Raw genomic sequence first — 16034 nt, forward strand, 5'->3', positions numbered from 1 at the left:
GCCGTGCAAATTTCACTTATGGATGGAACGTCATGCGGGCATTCTTTCACCCCGATCAGCATCTTCACGATCCCAAGCAGTTCATGCGAGTCGGCCGCATCAGCGCTCCGACGGATCTACCGAGCCGGACCGATGCTCTGCTCGGTGCCCTGAGGTCGCACGGCATCGAGCCGGAGATGCCGGCCGACTATGGCATCTCTCCTGCGCTGACGATTCACAAGCAACATTATCTCGATTTTCTCGCGACCGCCTACGAGCGCTGGGTGGAAATTCCCAATGCTGGACCGGAGGTATTGCCCAATGTCTCGCCCTATTGGAATGGCAGTCCGGACCGCGACGGGCGCCCTCCTTGCCGCTCGCAATCGGTCATCGCTCAGGCAGGCTACTATCTGGGTGATCTCGCCGTTCCAATCGGCCCGAACACCTGGCGCTCGGCATTGACATCGACGCATACGGCAGCAGCCGCGGCCGATGCGATTGTTGCAGGCGCAGATACGGCTTATGCACTCTGCCGGCCGTCGGGACACCATGCCCGAACTGATCGGGCGACAGGCTTCTGCTATCTGAACAATTCGGCCATTGCGGCAGAGCGACTGCGCACGCGCTTCCGGCGTGTTGCGGTGCTCGATGTCGACGCGCACCATGGGGATGGTACCCAGGAGATATTCTATCGGCGTGATGACGTGCTCACTGTCTCCGTCCATGTTCATCCGGATGCCTACTATCCGTTCTTCATCGGTTATGAGGACGAACGCGGAAGCGGAAACGGCGAAGGCTTCAACCTCAACATCCCTCTTCCACCTCGGTCCGATGATGCAGCCTTTCTTGCAGCGGTGGATCGCGGAGCAGAGGCTGTTGAAGCCTTCGAAGCAGAGGCGCTTGTCGTTGCGTTGGGATACGACAGCCATCGCGAGGATCCGATCGGACTACTCAATGTCTCGACCGAGGGTTTCCGTGGCGTTGGGGAGCGGGTTGCCCGTTTGGGTATCCCGACCGTCGTCGTCCAGGAAGGAGGCTATCAGATCTCGGTCATCGGCGCCTGCCTCAGCGAGTTCATAACTGGATTGGGGGGCGGTAAGCGGACTGTTTAACGAATGCTCCACATGTGTGGTGCTGCAATTGGCGGATGCCTTCGTCCCGGAAACATCATTCGCTCCATACCTTCTGACATCTAAGCCGATGGATTAACCGTCATGCCTCACACTCCGCAGAGCCTGTCGCCCGATACACGCGTCGATACAGAACGCTTTTCCGCAACCCTCGCGCGTTCGGCCGAGATCGGGGTGGGTCGCGAGGGCGGCTTGTCGCGCCTGGCGCTCACGGACGCGGACCGGGAGATGCGCGATGTCTTCGTCTCCTGGTGTCGGGAAGCGGGTCTTTCTGTAACCATCGACAGGGTTGGCAATATCTTCGCCCGGCGCCAAGGACAAGATAACGATCTGCCGCCTGTTGTGATGGGCAGCCACCTTGACACGCAGGCCAATGGCGGGCGCTTTGACGGCATCGTAGGAGTGCTGGGTGCATTGGAGGTCGTACGACGACTCAACGATATCGGGCATATCACGCGACGGCCCATCGAAATCGTGAACTGGACGAATGAGGAGGGCGGGCGCTTCTCCCCGCCGATGACGGCCTCTGGCTGCTTTGCAGGCGCCTATCCCGTGGACTGGGTGCACGAACGCCCCTCCGATGACGGCGCGACCTTTGGTGGGGAACTCGCCCGCATCGGGTACCTTGGGGAGGCTCCGGTGGGCGAGCGCCCACTCGATGCCTATTTCGAGTTGCATATTGAGCAGGGGCCGATCCTCGACAGCGAGAGGATCCAGATTGGCGTTGTTACTCACGCCTACACCTCACACGGCTTCCTTGTTTCCTTCAACGGAGAAACGGCACATACCGGCCCTTGGCCGATGGAAAGGCGCAAGAACGCGCTCGTTGCCGCAGCGCGCTTTCTCGTAGCCGTAGACAACATAGGTTGGGACTTTGCCGGCACCGGCGGCAAAGGCACGGCATCCCGCCTCGTTGCTTGGCCCAACAAGGCGGGAATTCTCTCCGATTGGGCGGAAGCTGTCTGCGACGTGCGCCACGAAGACCCAGCCGCGGCTGCGGTAATGGCTGAGCGCGTCATTCGCGCAGTCAGTGAAGCAGCAGCACGAGCCGGCTGCACGGCTGAAATCCGCGACCGCTGGGACTGGGGTGGAGCAATCTTTGACGCGGACTTGGTCTCCGTGGTACGGGAGACCGCCCGGATGCTCGGTTACAGCCACCGTGACCTACCAAGTCAAGCGGGGCATGACGCCTACTTTCTCGCCCGCGTTTGTCCCACGACGATGATCTTCACGCCGTGCCGCGGCGGCGTCACTCACAACAATAACGAATTCGCCGGTCAGGAAGACCTCGAGCCTGGGCTTAACGTGCTGCTCCACAGTACCGTAGCGCGGGCCGATCGCTGACGATGCGAGAGAGGCTGCCGTGACGAAGATGATAGATGCGCCCGGTGAGTTGCTTGCAACATCCGTCCCGCCGATCGGCAGGGCGGAAGCGGAGGAGCTTGCTCGAACGTACTTTGGTCTTCAAGCCATAGCGAACCCGTTGAAGGGAGAGCGTGATAGCAATTTCTTGTTGGAGGCTGTAGATGGCCGCCGCTTCGTCCTAAAGCTCGCAAATCCGGCAGAGGACCGGGCGGTCATAGATTTCCAGACTCGGGCGCTTCAGCACATCGCACGTGTCGATCCTACCCTGCCGGTGCCTCACGTCGTGCCTGCTTGTGATGGCACAGACATGGTGGCGATCGACGGACCAGCCGGATCTCGATTACTGCGGGTACTCACCTTTGTCGAGGGTTCACCGCTTCATTCCGTACCGCACAGCAGCGGTCAGCGTCGCCAGATAGGGACGCTCGTAGCGCGTCTTGATCGTGCGCTGGAGAATTTTTCTCATCCTGCCGCCGATTTCACCTTGCTGTGGGATATCAAGCGTGCAGCGAGCGTACGCGATCTCTTCGATCATTTACCATCGGATCGCGATCACAATCTGCCGCGCTTCTTCCTCGACTCCTTCGAGGAGCATGTCCTTCCGGTCCTCAATCAGTTACGAACCCAAGTCATTCACAACGACATGAATCCGCACAACTTGCTCGTGAGGTCGGATTCAAAGGACGAAATTGCGGGTATCATCGACTTCGGCGACATGGTGCGATCCCCCCTCGCGCAAGAGGTTGCCGTTGCGGCCGCGTACCAGCTTCACGGTGCTGGGCATCCTCTTGCAGGGGCGGCCGATGTCATTGCCGGCTACCATGCGCATCTTCCGCTGCTCGACCGGGAGATCGACCTATTATTCGATTTCATAGCCACGCGTCTCGTACTCATCGTCACCATTGGCGGATGGCGGGCTGCGCGCTATCCGGAGAACAGCGCCTATATCCTGCGCAACAATGCCGCAGCATGGACAGGCCTCGCCAAACTTGCTGCCTTGAAACGGGATGAGGCGCGAGCCTATCTCCACGCGGCCTGCGAAGGATCAATACCGAGGTGATCATGACCAACCCTCATCGCCCAGCGGCGAAAGGCGAGAGTGCCGAGGCCACGCGAGCAATGATCGCGCGCCGCCAACAGCTGCTAGGTCCCGCGTACAGGCTGTTCTACGAAAACCCGGTCCATGTCGTGCGCGGGGAAGGCGTCTGGCTCTACGATCCGGATGGGAACGCCTATCTCGACGTCTATAATAATGTCGCGTGTGTGGGTCACTGCCATCCGCGAGTGGTCGAGGCAATTGCCCGACAGGCGAGCGTGCTCAACACGCATACGCGCTACCTTCACGACCTCGTGCTCGACTATGCCGAGCGCCTTCTCAGTTATTTCCCACCGGATCTCGGACATGTGATGTTCACATGTACGGGCAGTGAGGCGAACGATCTTGCGCTCAGGATCGCCAAGGCGCACAGCGGCGGTTCCGGTTTCATCGTCACGCAGAATGCCTATCATGGAGTGACCGATGTCCTGGCAGGCATGTCGCCCTCGCTTGGGGCGAGCATGGTTCTCGGTGATCACGTCCGCATTGTTCCAGCGCCCGATACGTACCGCAGTGGCGGTGATGTCGGAAGTGCTTTTGCGGAACACGTCGAAGCAGCGATTGGCGATCTCGCTCGCTCTGGTGTCCGGCCTGCTGCGCTCATCGTCGATACGATCTTTTCCAGTGATGGAATCTTCCCTGATCCAACCGGCCTTTTGAAGCCGGCTGTCGAGGCGATCCGCCGCGCGGGTGGCCTTTTCATCGCTGACGAAGTCCAGCCCGGTTTCGGCCGCACAGGGAGTCACATGTGGGGCTTTGCCCGGCATGGCATCGTTCCGGACCTGGTGAGCCTTGGCAAGCCGATGGGCAATGGCCATCCGGTGGCGGGGCTCGTGGCGCGCCCGGAAGTTCTGTCCACCTTTGGGGCACGGATGCGGTATTTCAATACATTCGGCGGCAATCCTGTTTCCTGTGCCGCCGGTATGGCAGTGCTCGACGTCATCGAGGGAGAGGCATTACTTGGAAACGCTCGCCGTACCGGCGAGTACCTGCGCACGGGTCTCGATGAACTTGCCGCGCGGCATGCCTTGATCGGAGATGTGCGCGCTGCCGGTTTGTTCGTGGGCGTCGAGTTGGTTCGCGAGCATTCAACGCGCGAGCCGGCAAGCGAAGCTGCGGCACGGGTTGTCAACGGTCTGCGTGAACGGCGCATCCTCATCAGCACCGCCGGCCCCAACGGAAATGTTCTCAAGATTCGGCCACCTCTCGTCTTCACCTGCGAGAATGCGAACGTCTTTCTTGCGGCCCTCGACGACACGCTTGCCGAGATCGAGCGGATTTAGGGGCGTAATATGGGCGTGACCGCAACGACAGTGACCTCGCCGGCTCCGAGTGCTTCTGCGCGTCATTATCTGGTGGTGCCACTGCTCGCAATTCTGTGGGGTTTCAACTGGCCCGCGGTGCGCGTCATTCTCGATGAGATTCCTCCGTGGACTCTACGCACGCTGGGCCTCTCGCTTGCTGGCGCCGTCTTGCTCCTGGTCGCGCTGACACGGGGCCAAGCGCTTGCCGTCCCGCGCCGGCACTGGCCACGCCTGCTGCTTGCCGGGACGCTTTCGATCACCGCATTCAACATTCTGCTCGCTTTCGCCCAGTTGTCAGCCCCGACCTCCCGAGCCGTGATCGTTACCTTTACGATGCCCCTCTGGGCCGTATTGTTTGCCCGTCCGATCCTCGGTGAGCGACTGAATAGATCTCAGAGCATCGGACTCGCCCTTGGCGCCGCGGGACTCGTTGCGCTCGGCTGGCCGCTTCTCGTTTCCGGCGCCTGGTCCGTCGGTCTGGCTTATGCACTGCTCGCCGGCATGGCTTGGGCCCTTGGAACCGTCATGACGAAGCGTGCGCCTGTCGATGCGTCGCCTCTCGTCTTCACCGGCTGGCAACTGATGGCGGGTGCCGTCTGTGCTGGCTTCGGAATGCTCTTGTTCGAGGGGGCGGCAATGCCGCGCCTCCCCAGTCCAGGTGTTCTGGCGGCACTGGCATACCATGTCCTGCTCTCTCAGGCGCTCGCATACGTATTGTGGTTTGCGACCGTTGCTCGCTTGCCCGCCGGCACAGCAAGCTTAGGCACGCTGATGGTTCCTGCGGTCGGCGTATTCGGTGCCGTGCTCATTCTCGGCGAGCGGCCGACGCTTACCGACTGGGCCGGCCTTGCACTCATGCTTGCTGCAGCCGCTTCCGTACTTCCCCTGGCGCAGATGCGCCTTCTCAGCCCTCGAACTGGAGAGTCCAATGGCGTTTGAATGCAAGATCCCCGCTTCACCGACAGTGCAACAGGATGATGCCGACATTCGCATCACACGTTGGGATTTCGAGCCAGGCGCGGTAACGGGCTGGCACAGCCATGGGTGGCCATACTTCGTGATCATGCTGACGGACGGCGTCCTTCGCATCCACAACGGGAAAGAGGCGCACGACAACAAGCTGGTCGCCGGACAATCCTACATGCGTCAAGCTGGGGTGGAGCACGATGTCATGAACGGCTCCGATCACCCTATCGCTTTCATCGAGATTGAGGTGAAACGCCCGGAGGCCTTCGCGCGCAATCCCTAAGCCTGGTGTCGGTTCCTATTCAGATGGGATCTTCGGCTTGAGCCCCCATCTTGTTCAGAACCTGCCGTATGCTCTCGGCGCGCGGCATGTAGAACACGAAGCCGAGGATCACCCCGAGCAGTGAGCTGAACGCAGCCAGGCACCCCTGCATGATCGAGCGCGTGATCAGGCAGATCATGTTCGGCCCGGGCGTAAGCGCCATGCCGAGGACACGAGACCAATGACAATCCCTGAAACGACCGCTGGCGAGCGCCTGCCCGGCACTCCTGATCCCGGACGGGATAAGCCGGCTCGCGACGATTCGCCGGAACCGTTCAGTTGATGGAGCCGTCCGCACGCAGGCGCTGAGCCGCGAAATCGACGAAGGCCCGCACCCGGGCAGAGGCCTGCCGGCCCTCCCGGTGCACGAGGTGGATCGGCACCGGCGCGGGCTCGTGCTCGGCCAGCACGATCCTCAGCCGGCCCGCCGCCATCTCGGGCGCGACCATGTAAGACAGCACCCGCGTCAGCCCGTGGCCCTGCACGGCCGCGGTGATCGCCATCTCGGCCGTGTTCACCTCCAGGCGCGGCGACGGCCGGACCCTCACCTCGGAGCCGCCACTCCGGAACGACCATTCCGGCGAGGGCGTGACGCCCTGGAAGGCGATCGTCTGGTGGCGGATCAGGTCGGCGGGCTCCTGCGGGATGCCGTGCTCGGCAAGATAGGCGGGCGACGCGCAGACGAGGCGCCGCACCGATCCCACCTTCAGCGCCGTCATCCCCGAATCCGGCAGGTGGGCGATGCGCACCGCCACGTCGAGGCCTTCCTCCATGAGGTTCACGACCCGGTCGACGAAGAGGGTGCGGGCGCTCACCCGGGGATGGCGACCGAGGAAGTCGAGCAGGATAGGAGCGATGTACATGCGTCCGAACAGCACCGAGGCGGTAACCGCCAGTTGCCCCTGCGGCTCGCGGTGCGAGCCTGCCGCCGTCTCCTCCGCCTCGTCGATCTCGGCCAGGATGCGCCGGCAATCCTCGAGATAGCGGGTTCCGGCCTCCGTCAGGCGCACGTTGCGGGTGGTGCGGTGGAGCAGTCGGGTGCCGATCCGGGCTTCGAGGGCGGCGATCGCCCGCGTCACCACAGGCGGCGACATCGCCAGCCGCCGGGCCGCGGGGGCGAAACCCTCCTCCTCCGCGACGGCCACGAACACCGTCATCGCCTGCAACCTGTCCATGGCTGATTATTCCTAAAATAGAAATGATTCATTGTCATTAATGAACATTCACCTCTTCCGGGACAAGGACGATTATTCTCCCAACGAGCGGCGACCGCCGTTCGGACCCAATTGAAAGGACGCCCCATGGCCCGCATCTCCGCCGTTGACCCCACCACCGCCCCCGTCGAGGCCAAGATCCTCCTCGAGGCCGTGCACGCGAAGCTCGGCATGACGCCGAACTTCCTGCGCGTGCTCGCCCACTCGCCTGCCGCCCTCGGCTCCTTCCTCGGCCTGTACGGCATCGCCGAGCAGGGCAGCCTCGACCGCCGGACCCGCGAGCGCATCGCCCTGGCGCTGGCAGAGCAGAACAGTTGCGAGTACTGCCTGTCGGCCCACACTGCCATCGGCCGCAGCGCCGGCCTGACGGGCGACGAGATGGAGGCCAATCGCCAGGGCACGTCGCAGGATGCCAAGGCGGCAGCCGCGGTGGCGTTCGCCCGGGCGCTGGTCGAGCACACGGGCGAGGTGACGAACGCCGAGATCGAGGCGGTGCGCAACGCAGGTTACGGCGAGGCCGAGATCGTCGAGATCATCGTGCATGTGGGCATGAACCTGCTCACCAACATCCTCGGCAAGGCGAGCCGGGTCGAGATCGACTTCCCGAAGGTGGCGCTCAGACAGGCCGCCTGACCCCACCTCGCGCGGACCCTTGCCGGCTCCGCCTGGGCGGGCGCTCCCCTCCGGGGCCCGCCCCCTCCTCCGATCGGCCCTGCAGGAGAAGCACGATGACCAAAGCCGCTCTGGCGTCCGGCGTCGACCACGCTGGTGTGACCGTCTACGACCTCGCCGCCTCTCGGGCCTTCTTCACCGACTGTCTCGGCTGGCCGCCGCTCGGAGAGAACCCGGACTACCCGGCCGTCCTCGTCACGGACCGCGCCAGCCACGTGCCGTTCGACCGGCACAAGATCGGCCTGCACCATCTCGCCTTCCATGTCGCGGACCTCGCGACGTCCCGGGCCGTTCACGAGCGCGCGGCGGAATGGCCCCGCGCCATCGTGGAGCTTGCGCCGGAGCGCAACGGCGCGGGACCGAGGATTCACTGCATGGTCCGGGAGCCGGGCGGTAACCGCCTCGAGTTCACGTGCCTGCCTCAGGACACCGCCCTTCACCCATATGGGTGAGCCACACCAGCGGTCCTCTGCCTTCAAGGAGCACGCGAGCCATGGCCCGGGCCTTTTCAGAGATCACCTTCACCCCCAGCGTCAGGGCGGCTCAAGCCCGCTACGGCAGCCGCGCCGCCAATGCCGGATTCGATCTGGCCGAGGAGCGTCGTGACGCCCTCACCGACCGCGAGGCCGAGTTTATCCATGCCCGCGACGGCTTCTATCAGGCCAGCGTGGGCGAGACCGGCTGGCCTTACGTGCAGTTCCGCGGCGGCCCGAAGGGTTTCCTGAAAGTGCTCGACGATCGCACGATCGGCTATGCGGACTTTCGCGGCAACGTCCAGTACATCAGCACGGGCAACATCAATGCGGACGGCCGTGTCGCGCTGATCCTGATGGACTATCCGAACCGGCGCCGCCTGAAGATCTGGGCGCGGGCACGGATCGTGCACGAGAGCGAGGATCCGGCTCTCCTCGTCCGTCTCGAGGTCCCGACCTACCGCGCCCGGGTCGAGCGGGCCGTGGTGATGACGGTCGAGGCCTTCGACTGGAATTGCCCGCAGCACATCACCCCCCGCTTCACCGAGGAAGAGATTGCCGGGCTCGTAGCACCGCTTCGGCGACAGCTCGCGCAGGTCACGGCAGAGAACGAGACCCTGCGGACGACAGCGGCCTCGGACGTGCAGGCGGGCGGCAGCGGTCCGCTGGAGCTGGTGGTCACGGGCCTGCGCCAGTTGACGCCCCGGATCAGGTCGTACGAGCTGCGGGCCGCCGACGGTGGACTCCTGCCCGCCTGGAAGGCGGGCGCTCATCTCACCGTGCCCGTCCGTCTGCCGGGCGGACGGGAGCAGACCCGCAGCTACTCGCTGATGGGCGATCCGGCCAATCGTCACGTGTACGAGATCGCGGTATTGCGCGAGGATCCGGGCAGCGGCGGCTCGGCAGCCGTCCACCGGGACTATCGCCTTGGCACGGTTCTCCGCTGCGGCTATCCCCGGGACCTGTTCACGCTCCATGACGACGGCAGACCAAGCGTGCTCATCGCGGGCGGGATCGGCATCACTCCGATCCGCGCCATGGCTCTGACCCTGCTCGCATCCGGCCGCCCCTTCGAGCTCCACTACGCCGCCCGGACACCCGCCGAGATGGCGCTACGCCAAGACCTAGAGGCTCGGCTCGGCGACCGTCTGCGGACCTACTTCAGCGAGGACGCCGCGCCGACGCCGTTGGATGTCGGCAAGGTCCTGGCGGAGGCGCCGCCGAATGCGGTGGTCTACGTCTGCGGTCCCGCAACCCTGATCGCAGCCGTGCACGGGCATGCGGAGGCGATGGGCATGTCCCCGGATCGAATCCGGTCCGAGCGATTCGCGGCGGACACGCCACGCGAAGGAGACCGGCCGATCACGGTGCACCTGGCGCGGAGCGGCCGAACCCTCGCGGTCGCCCGTGAGCAGACGATCCTTGATGCGCTCATCACCGCCGGAACCGGTCCACTTTACGACTGCCGTACCGGCACCTGCGGCACCTGCGCCGCGAAGGTTCTCGACGGTGTGCCCGACCACCGGGACAGCGCCCTCTCCGAGGCGGAGCGGACCCGTGCCGGCCTGATATGCACCTGTGTCTCGCGGTCCCTGACCGACCACCTCACCCTCGATCTCTAAACCGATAGGAGACACATTGATGAGCCCCCAGCCGCCCTCGCCCTCGATCCAGCCCCGTCCCGCCAGTCTCCTACCGCCTCTGGCGTCACCACGGGCCATCATTCTCGCCGGGCTTGGCGGCGCTGTCGCGACATTGGCCCTGTTCGCCCTGGCGCAATGGTCGGGGCTCGCCTTTGTCATGGCGCCGTTCGGGGCCACCTGCGTGCTCGCCTTCGCCCTTCCCGACAGTCCTCTGTCGCAGCCACGCAGCATCGTCGGCGGGCATCTCATCGCCACGACGGTCGGCCTCGCGGTGAGCACGCTGCTCGGTGTCTCCCCCTGGACTATCGCCCTGGCTGTGGGCCTTGCCACAGCGCTGATGCTGGCCACACGCACGACCCATGCCCCGGCGGGCGCCGATCCGCTTCTGGTAATGCTCGCGATGCCGGACTGGTCGTTCCTGCTCACGCCGGTGCTGACGGGCACCCTGGCGCTGGTCGCCGTGGCGTTCGCCTACCATCGCGTCACCGGCCGCCGGGATTACCCCCGCTACTGGTTCTGAACGCGAGGCAACGGCAATGTCCAAGCTGATCGAGGATCCGACTCCCACAATCGCCGTAACCGTTCGGGCGCGACCGGAAGCGGGCGCCGTGTTCAGCGTCGACTCGTTCGTCGTTCCCGCCTCCACCCGCGAGGCGTTCCTTGCGAAGGTCCGCGCAACCTGCGGCCTGATCGGAACGAGGGAGGGGTGCCGTCGGAATCGCATTCTGGAGCAGGTGTCCCGCCCCGGCGGCACAACATCGTCACCGCGGTCGGGTGGAACAGCGCCCCATCTCCTACGGCTGTTTCCAGTCGCATCCGTTCGTGTGCAGGAAGGCGGACAGCGACCGCTCGATGATGGCGCGGTCGAGACCATCCACGATAAAAACAATCCGCGACCGGCGGTCCTCATCGGGCCACGACGCCATGTGCACCGGCGGATGGACCAGGTGCTGCACTCCGTGCACGGCCACTGGTGCCGGCGAACCCGTGACGTTGAGGATGCCCTTCACGCGCAGGATCCTGGGTCCATGCCGGTTGAGCAGCATGGTCAGCCATATGCCGAACACGGTCCAATCGAGCGGCTTCTCAAACACCAACGCAAATGCATGGATGCTGTCGGCGTGGCAGTTGATTTCAGGCCCGTACGCTCCTCCCTTGCCTGAAGCACGAGGAGAGCGGACCTGCTCGACGTCACCTGAGGCATGACTGTACCGGTTTAGCCGCCACTGCCCCATGAGCGCGGTGGCGAACCAATGCTGCGCCCTCTCGCTCCTGCCCGCCAGTTCGAACTCCTCGTGGGAGAGCAATCCCTCCGCGTCGAGCGGGTCATGCGGGACGCGCCAGAGCGGGGCCAGCGGGTTGAGCTGGCGGATCCGCGGAATGAGCATCTCGACCGCCGCCTCGTCGGCCAGATCGGTCTTGGTGATGACCAGCCGATCGGCCACAGCCACCTGCTTGGCGTTCTCCTGCTGGCGGGCAAGCTGGACCCCGCCGTTCACGGCATCGACCGTCGCAATCACATTGCCCAGACGGAAATGATGCTTCAGCACCGGATCGGCATGGACGGTGGAAAGGATTGGGAATGGATCGGCAAGTCCCGTGCTCTCGATTACCAGCCGCCGGAAGAACGGTATCCGCCCGACTTCGCGCCTGGAATGCAGGTCCTTTATCGCGGACGAAAGCTCCCCCCGGATCGTGCAGCACAGGCAGCCCGACTGCAGAAGCACCATGGTCTCGTCGACGCGCTCAAGCAGATGATGGTCGAGACCGACCTCACCGAATTCGTTGATCAGGACCGCCGTGTCGGCAAGGGCCGGATCGCGCAGCAGGCGCTGGAGCAAGGTTGTCTTGCCGGAGCCCAGGAAGCCGGTGATCAGATTGACCGGCGTCAATGCCGGCCTCTCAGTCATATTCCGCCTCGAGCCGGGCAATCAGCGCCGGATCGAGAGGATCGCAAAGGCGGCCGGTCAGCTTCTCGGCCTTGATCCACAGATGGGCCAGATGATCGACAATCTCCGTCTTGCCGGTGGCGGTGGCGAGCAGAAAGGCGGATCCCTGCCAATCGCGCAGCTTCAGGCCATAGGATTTGAGCACCCTGTTGGCGCACTGCACGCGCCTCATGCGCTCGCGCCGACGCTCCGCAGTATCCGAATTGCGGCTGAACACTCCTGGACGAGCGATGGCGTCCGTCCAGTGATCGGCGCTGCCCAGAACCCCGCAAAGTGCGCACATGGTCCACCCTTTCTTCTTGCTGCGGCCCGGCGAATGCGCGGGGAGCTGCCAGGCTACTTCCTTCGCGGGGAGCGGCGTGCAAAGTCGTCGGCGATTTCGTCCATGGTGACGAAGCGGACGCCCGGATGGCCGACCATGTGATGATAGAGGCGCTCCAGCATCATCAGCACCTGCGGGCGGCCGGACACATCCGGGTGGATCGTGATCGGGAACACGGCATATTCGTACTCCCGATACACCCAGTCGAACTGGTCCCGCCACAGCTGCTCGATGTCGCGCGGATTGACGAAGCCGTGGCTGTTCGGCGACGCCTTGATGAACATCATCGGCGGCAGGTCATCGAGGTACCAGCTCGCCGGGATCTCGATGAGGTCCGTTTCCTCGCCACGCACGAGGGGCTTCATCCACTCGGAAGCCTTCTTGGAGTAATCGATCTTCGTCCAGCGGTCACCGACGCGCACATAATACGGTCGGAAATCATGATGCATCAGCGAGTGGTCGTACTTGATGCCGCGTTCCAGCAGCAGCTCGTTGGTGACGGTCGAGAACTCCCACCAGGGGGCGACATAGCCTGTGGGCCGTCGGCCGGAAAGCTGGGTCACGAGCTCGATGCACTTGTCCAGGACCTCTGTTTCCTGCTCACGGGTCATCGCTATGGGGTTCTCATGGCTGTAGCCATGGATGCCGATTTCATGGCCCGCATCGGCGACGGCCTTCATCTGCTCCGGGAAGGTCTCGATGGAATGGCCCGGGATGAACCATGTCGTCTTGATGCCGAACCGGTCGAAGAGCTCTAGCAGGCGTAAACTTCCCACCTCACCCGCAAACAGGCCGCGGGAGATATCGTCCGGAGAATCCTCGCCGCCATAGCTTCCGAGCCAGCCTGCGACGGCATCAACGTCGATGCCGAAGCTGCAAAGGATTTCTTTCGCCATTGCTGCGTATCCTCCTGTATGTGATGGTCTGCTCTAGGACCGGTCGTGAGGCGATTGTCCCACGTCGTCACGGATGATGCTTTCCGCCGCGAGCGCCATGGCGAGCAGGTGATCGTCGCGTCCGGGACCTCCCGACAGCAGGAATCCGGTCGGCATCCCCTCCGCATCGAACCCGTTCGGAATCGAAACGCCGCACCAGTCGAGGAAGTTACCCAAAAGCGTATTGCGCAGCGTTTTCATGTTGATGCGCACAAAGAGGTCGTCGTCGGCTTCGAGCGCATCGATGGACGGCGCCACATGAGCGACCGTCGGATAGGCCACCAGCCAGCCACCCTCCAGCATCGCCGCCGTTTCCGCCACGAGCCGGCGGCGTGCCTCCATGATGGCGATATAGGCCGTGAGGGACGTCGCGGCCGCGAGCCTGATCCGCGAGGCGACCCGCCGGTCCATCTGGGCCGCGGCCTCTCCGTCCACGCGCTCCTTGTGCAGCGCGTAGGCCTCGGCATTCACGATGGGCCCATACCGAGCGTTCAGTGCCAGAACCTCGTCGAGGGCGGGGATAATCCGGCGCTCGATGCGCGCGCCAGCGTTCTCCAGGCGGCCCAGCGCAGCTTCGAAATTCGCGGTGACGGCAGGTTCGCAATCATCGAGGACCACATTGGTCGGCGCGATCAGCCGAAGATCCCTGATGCGGCCCCGCCGGAGATCGGGCGCTGCAAGACGTCGCGCTGCGGCATCGACCAGGATCGCATCAAGCACAGCCAGACAAAGGATCCCGAGCGTATCCAATGTGTGGGACAACGGGTAGGCGCCATGCATGGGCCAGCGCCCGCCGGAGGTCTTGAAGCCGACGACGCCATTGAACGCCGCCGGAATGCGCACCGACCCGCTCGTGTCGGTCCCGATGGAGACCGGCACAAGCCCCCGCGCCACCGCAACGCCTGAGCCGGATGAGGACCCGCCCGGGACGCGGCGCTGCCCGTGAGGGTTGACAGGGGTGCCATAATGCGGGTTGAGGCCGAGCCCCGAAAACGCGAACTCCGTCATGTTGACTCGGCCGACGCTGACCATGCCCGCCGCTTCCAATCGCGTGACGATGGCGGCGTCAGCCGTTGCGGGCGGGGCGTCGGCAAGCACGCGGGATCCTGCTGTCGTCGGATGCCCCGAGAGATCGAAGAGGTCCTTCCACGCGACAGGAACGCCGTCGAGCCATCCGAGCGGGCAACGGCCTCGCTGTCGGCTCAAGGAGGCTCGCGCTGCCGTGCGAGCCCGCTCGGGCGTTGTCAATGTGAAGATGGCTCGGTCATCGCAGGCATCGACGGCGGCCAGCGTCTGGTCAATGGCGTCGGCGGCGTCGACGACGCCTGCCGCCAATTGCGCCGCCCACTGAGCGGTGGAGCGGCGGGCTGGCATAAACCTGATTTCCCTGCTCATGATGCAACCTGACGAATGCTGGGTCCCTGTGCGCCCACGTGAGCGGCATCGCGAATGCAAGGGCAGAGCCGATGCGGGATGTGCCTCGATGCGGCCCTTCGATCCTCAACGGAACGTCTCTTGCCAGGTTCCATCGGCTCTGCGAACCCGACCGCAGTCTCAGCCTCCTCCGGGATCATCATGGTCTTGGGCCCGTTGTCTTGGGCCCGTTCGGAGTGTGCCAACAGCAGCGTTCGATCACCCCGCCCTGCTTGGCAGTTGCCCACGTGGAACGGTAAGGTTCCGGTTCAGCCGAACGCCAAGGGAATCTTCCGGAATGACGATCAAGCTCTATGAACTCGCAGGCGCCGATGACGACCGGCGCTTCAGCCCCTATTGCTGGAGGATCCGCTATGCTCTCCAGCACAAGGGCCTCGATTTCGAGACCATCGCCTGCCGCTTCACCGACAAGCACGTGATCGCCTTCTCCGGACAGGACAAGGTGCCGGTACTGGCCGACGGCGATGAGGTCGTTTCCGACTCCTGGGCCATCGCCTGTCATCTCGAACGAGCCTACCCCGATCGCCCCTCGCTCTTCGGGGGGCCTGCCGGACTGGCCCTGTCACGCTTCTATGTGGACTGGGCAGACACGGTGCTGCACGGCACCCTGATCCGGCTGCTGGCGAGCGACATCCATGCGCACCTTCATGAGAAGGACAAGGACTATTTCCGCGAGACTCGGGAGAGGCGGTTCGGGACCACCCTGGAGGCGTTCTCCTCTGATCAGGCCAGAACGCTGCAGGAGCTCAAGCGCATTCTCACGCCTCTGAGGCGTACTCTGCAAGGCCAGCCCTATCTCGGCGGAGATGCTCCCCTCTATGCCGATTATACGGTGATGGGCGCCTTCATGTGGGCTCGCTGTGTGAGCCAGGTGCCCCTCCTGGAGTCTGCCGATCCTGTGACGCTCTGGAGAAGCCGTCTCCTCGACCTGCTCGATGAGGAGGCCTTGCGTCTGAGAGCCTATGGCTGATGCCCGCGGCAGATGCGCAGCGCCCAGCTTCCTTGGAGCATCCTCACAGCCAGGAGGCGATCGTCTCCAGAGGTTTCTTGATCCCGCCGTGAACCGGCACCGTGCAGCCCTGGGCCGGGTAGCCGACAACAAGGAGGATGTACGGTTTCTCCGTCTCCGGGCGGCCGCAGATCTCGTTGAGGAAACCCATCGGACTGGGAGTGTGGGTAAGCGTAACAAGCCCCGCCGCATGCAGAGCCGCGATCAGGAAGCCGGTGGCG

16 protein-coding genes and 2 pseudogenes are annotated in these 16034 nt (G+C 64.1%); 11 read left to right on the forward strand and 7 right to left on the reverse strand.

Features of this window, described 5'->3' with window-relative positions:
* Positions 1-32 precede the first annotated feature (32 nt).
* The 6 genes from GR328_RS04775 (at position 33) to GR328_RS04800 (ending at position 6123) form a co-directional block, all read left to right on the forward strand.
* Entirely contained in the window at positions 33-1091 is a 1059-nt protein-coding gene (locus GR328_RS04775; RefSeq protein ID WP_160883368.1) for a histone deacetylase family protein, read from the forward strand.
* A 102-nt stretch (positions 1092-1193) separates the two neighbouring features.
* Positions 1194-2453, forward strand: coding sequence for a Zn-dependent hydrolase (locus GR328_RS04780; RefSeq protein WP_160883369.1), 1260 nt, complete (start codon positions 1194-1196; stop codon positions 2451-2453).
* Between the two features lie 28 nt (positions 2454-2481).
* Positions 2482-3534: a phosphotransferase gene (locus tag GR328_RS04785; protein WP_246215701.1), complete on the forward strand. Its 1053-nt coding sequence runs from the start codon at positions 2482-2484 to the stop codon at positions 3532-3534.
* 2 nt (positions 3535-3536) lie between these two features.
* Positions 3537-4853: an aspartate aminotransferase family protein gene (locus GR328_RS04790; protein ID WP_160883371.1), complete on the forward strand. Its 1317-nt coding sequence runs from the start codon at positions 3537-3539 to the stop codon at positions 4851-4853.
* Between the two features lie 9 nt (positions 4854-4862).
* Positions 4863-5813 carry a DMT family transporter gene (locus GR328_RS04795; RefSeq protein WP_160883372.1) on the forward strand — a complete coding sequence of 317 codons (951 nt, stop codon included), beginning with the start codon at positions 4863-4865 and terminating at the stop codon, positions 5811-5813.
* The gene (locus tag GR328_RS04800) at positions 5803-6123 is read left to right on the forward strand and encodes a cupin domain-containing protein (protein WP_160883373.1); all 321 of its coding nucleotides are present in this window, start codon (positions 5803-5805) and stop codon (positions 6121-6123) included. The genes GR328_RS04795 and GR328_RS04800 overlap by 11 nt, the downstream gene beginning before the upstream one ends.
* A gap of 85 nt (positions 6124-6208) precedes the next feature.
* On the opposite strand, the pseudogene GR328_RS04805 reads toward GR328_RS04800, so the two are convergent.
* Together GR328_RS04805 and GR328_RS04810 are read right to left on the reverse strand one after the other, a co-directional pair.
* Positions 6209-6325: pseudogene (locus GR328_RS04805) on the reverse strand (LysE family translocator); the annotation flags it as partial.
* 112 nt (positions 6326-6437) lie between these two features.
* Positions 6438-7337: a LysR family transcriptional regulator gene (locus GR328_RS04810; protein ID WP_160883374.1), complete on the reverse strand. Its 900-nt coding sequence runs from the start codon at positions 7335-7337 to the stop codon at positions 6438-6440.
* Between the two features lie 126 nt (positions 7338-7463).
* On the opposite strand from GR328_RS04810, the gene GR328_RS04815 reads away from it, so the two are divergent.
* From GR328_RS04815 to GR328_RS04830, 4 genes are all read left to right on the forward strand, one after another.
* The gene (locus GR328_RS04815) at positions 7464-8009 is read left to right on the forward strand and encodes a carboxymuconolactone decarboxylase family protein (protein WP_160883375.1); all 546 of its coding nucleotides are present in this window, start codon (positions 7464-7466) and stop codon (positions 8007-8009) included.
* A gap of 95 nt (positions 8010-8104) precedes the next feature.
* Entirely contained in the window at positions 8105-8500 is a 396-nt protein-coding gene (locus GR328_RS04820; protein ID WP_160883376.1) for a VOC family protein, read from the forward strand.
* Positions 8501-8541: 41 nt separating this feature from the next.
* On the forward strand, positions 8542-10143 hold the full coding sequence (locus GR328_RS28175; protein ID WP_160883377.1) for a 2Fe-2S iron-sulfur cluster-binding protein: 1602 nt from the start codon (positions 8542-8544) through the stop codon (positions 10141-10143).
* Positions 10144-10162: 19 nt separating this feature from the next.
* Positions 10163-10684 (forward strand): HPP family protein, encoded by a 522-nt coding sequence (locus GR328_RS04830; RefSeq protein ID WP_160883378.1) that lies wholly within the window; start codon positions 10163-10165, stop codon positions 10682-10684.
* A 274-nt stretch (positions 10685-10958) separates the two neighbouring features.
* On the opposite strand, the gene GR328_RS04835 is transcribed toward GR328_RS04830, so the two are convergent.
* From GR328_RS04835 to GR328_RS04850, 4 genes are read right to left on the reverse strand one after another with little or no spacing between them, the layout of a single operon-like run.
* The gene (locus GR328_RS04835; RefSeq protein ID WP_160883379.1) at positions 10959-12074 is read right to left on the reverse strand and encodes a CobW family GTP-binding protein; all 1116 of its coding nucleotides are present in this window, start codon (positions 12072-12074) and stop codon (positions 10959-10961) included.
* Positions 12067-12396 (reverse strand): hypothetical protein, encoded by a 330-nt coding sequence (locus tag GR328_RS04840; RefSeq protein ID WP_160883380.1) that lies wholly within the window; start codon positions 12394-12396, stop codon positions 12067-12069. Before GR328_RS04840 ends, GR328_RS04835 begins: the two co-directional genes overlap by 8 nt.
* 53 nt (positions 12397-12449) lie before the next feature.
* Positions 12450-13331 (reverse strand): polysaccharide deacetylase family protein, encoded by an 882-nt coding sequence (locus GR328_RS04845; RefSeq protein ID WP_160883381.1) that lies wholly within the window; start codon positions 13329-13331, stop codon positions 12450-12452.
* A gap of 33 nt (positions 13332-13364) precedes the next feature.
* Complete coding sequence (locus tag GR328_RS04850; RefSeq protein ID WP_160883382.1) at positions 13365-14744, reverse strand: amidase; 1380 nt, start codon at positions 14742-14744, stop codon at positions 13365-13367.
* A 337-nt stretch (positions 14745-15081) separates the two neighbouring features.
* Between GR328_RS04850 and GR328_RS04855 the strand changes: the two genes are divergently transcribed.
* Positions 15082-15774 carry a glutathione S-transferase family protein gene (locus GR328_RS04855; RefSeq protein WP_160883383.1) on the forward strand — a complete coding sequence of 231 codons (693 nt, stop codon included), beginning with the start codon at positions 15082-15084 and terminating at the stop codon, positions 15772-15774.
* A gap of 43 nt (positions 15775-15817) precedes the next feature.
* Here GR328_RS04855 and GR328_RS04860 read toward each other — a convergent pair.
* A pseudogene (locus GR328_RS04860) lies at positions 15818-16034 on the reverse strand (nitroreductase family protein); the annotation flags it as partial.

The organism is Microvirga makkahensis (assembly GCF_009830105.1).
Classification (GTDB): domain Bacteria; phylum Pseudomonadota; class Alphaproteobacteria; order Rhizobiales; family Beijerinckiaceae; genus Microvirga; species Microvirga makkahensis.

Excerpts from the sequence above, each read along its gene's own strand:
- GR328_RS28175 (WP_160883377.1), top strand. The coding sequence starts at position 8,542 with ATGGCCCGGGCCTTTTCAGAGATCACCTTCACCCCCAGCGTCAGGGCG.
- GR328_RS04840 (WP_160883380.1), bottom strand. The coding sequence starts at position 12,396 with ATGTGCGCACTTTGCGGGGTTCTGGGCAGCGCCGATCACTGGACGGAC.
- GR328_RS04780 (WP_160883369.1), top strand. The coding sequence starts at position 1,194 with ATGCCTCACACTCCGCAGAGCCTGTCGCCCGATACACGCGTCGATACA.
- GR328_RS04810 (WP_160883374.1), bottom strand. The coding sequence starts at position 7,337 with ATGGACAGGTTGCAGGCGATGACGGTGTTCGTGGCCGTCGCGGAGGAG.
- GR328_RS04850 (WP_160883382.1), bottom strand. The coding sequence starts at position 14,744 with ATGCCAGCCCGCCGCTCCACCGCTCAGTGGGCGGCGCAATTGGCGGCA.
- GR328_RS04800 (WP_160883373.1), top strand. The coding sequence starts at position 5,803 with ATGGCGTTTGAATGCAAGATCCCCGCTTCACCGACAGTGCAACAGGAT.
- GR328_RS04830 (WP_160883378.1), top strand. The coding sequence starts at position 10,163 with ATGAGCCCCCAGCCGCCCTCGCCCTCGATCCAGCCCCGTCCCGCCAGT.
- GR328_RS04845 (WP_160883381.1), bottom strand. The coding sequence starts at position 13,331 with ATGGCGAAAGAAATCCTTTGCAGCTTCGGCATCGACGTTGATGCCGTC.
- GR328_RS04855 (WP_160883383.1), top strand. The coding sequence starts at position 15,082 with ATGACGATCAAGCTCTATGAACTCGCAGGCGCCGATGACGACCGGCGC.
- GR328_RS04790 (WP_160883371.1), top strand. The coding sequence starts at position 3,537 with ATGACCAACCCTCATCGCCCAGCGGCGAAAGGCGAGAGTGCCGAGGCC.
- GR328_RS04815 (WP_160883375.1), top strand. The coding sequence starts at position 7,464 with ATGGCCCGCATCTCCGCCGTTGACCCCACCACCGCCCCCGTCGAGGCC.
- GR328_RS04820 (WP_160883376.1), top strand. The coding sequence starts at position 8,105 with ATGACCAAAGCCGCTCTGGCGTCCGGCGTCGACCACGCTGGTGTGACC.
- GR328_RS04775 (WP_160883368.1), top strand. The coding sequence starts at position 33 with ATGCGGGCATTCTTTCACCCCGATCAGCATCTTCACGATCCCAAGCAG.
- GR328_RS04785 (WP_246215701.1), top strand. The coding sequence starts at position 2,482 with ATGATAGATGCGCCCGGTGAGTTGCTTGCAACATCCGTCCCGCCGATC.
- GR328_RS04795 (WP_160883372.1), top strand. The coding sequence starts at position 4,863 with ATGGGCGTGACCGCAACGACAGTGACCTCGCCGGCTCCGAGTGCTTCT.
- GR328_RS04835 (WP_160883379.1), bottom strand. The coding sequence starts at position 12,074 with ATGACTGAGAGGCCGGCATTGACGCCGGTCAATCTGATCACCGGCTTC.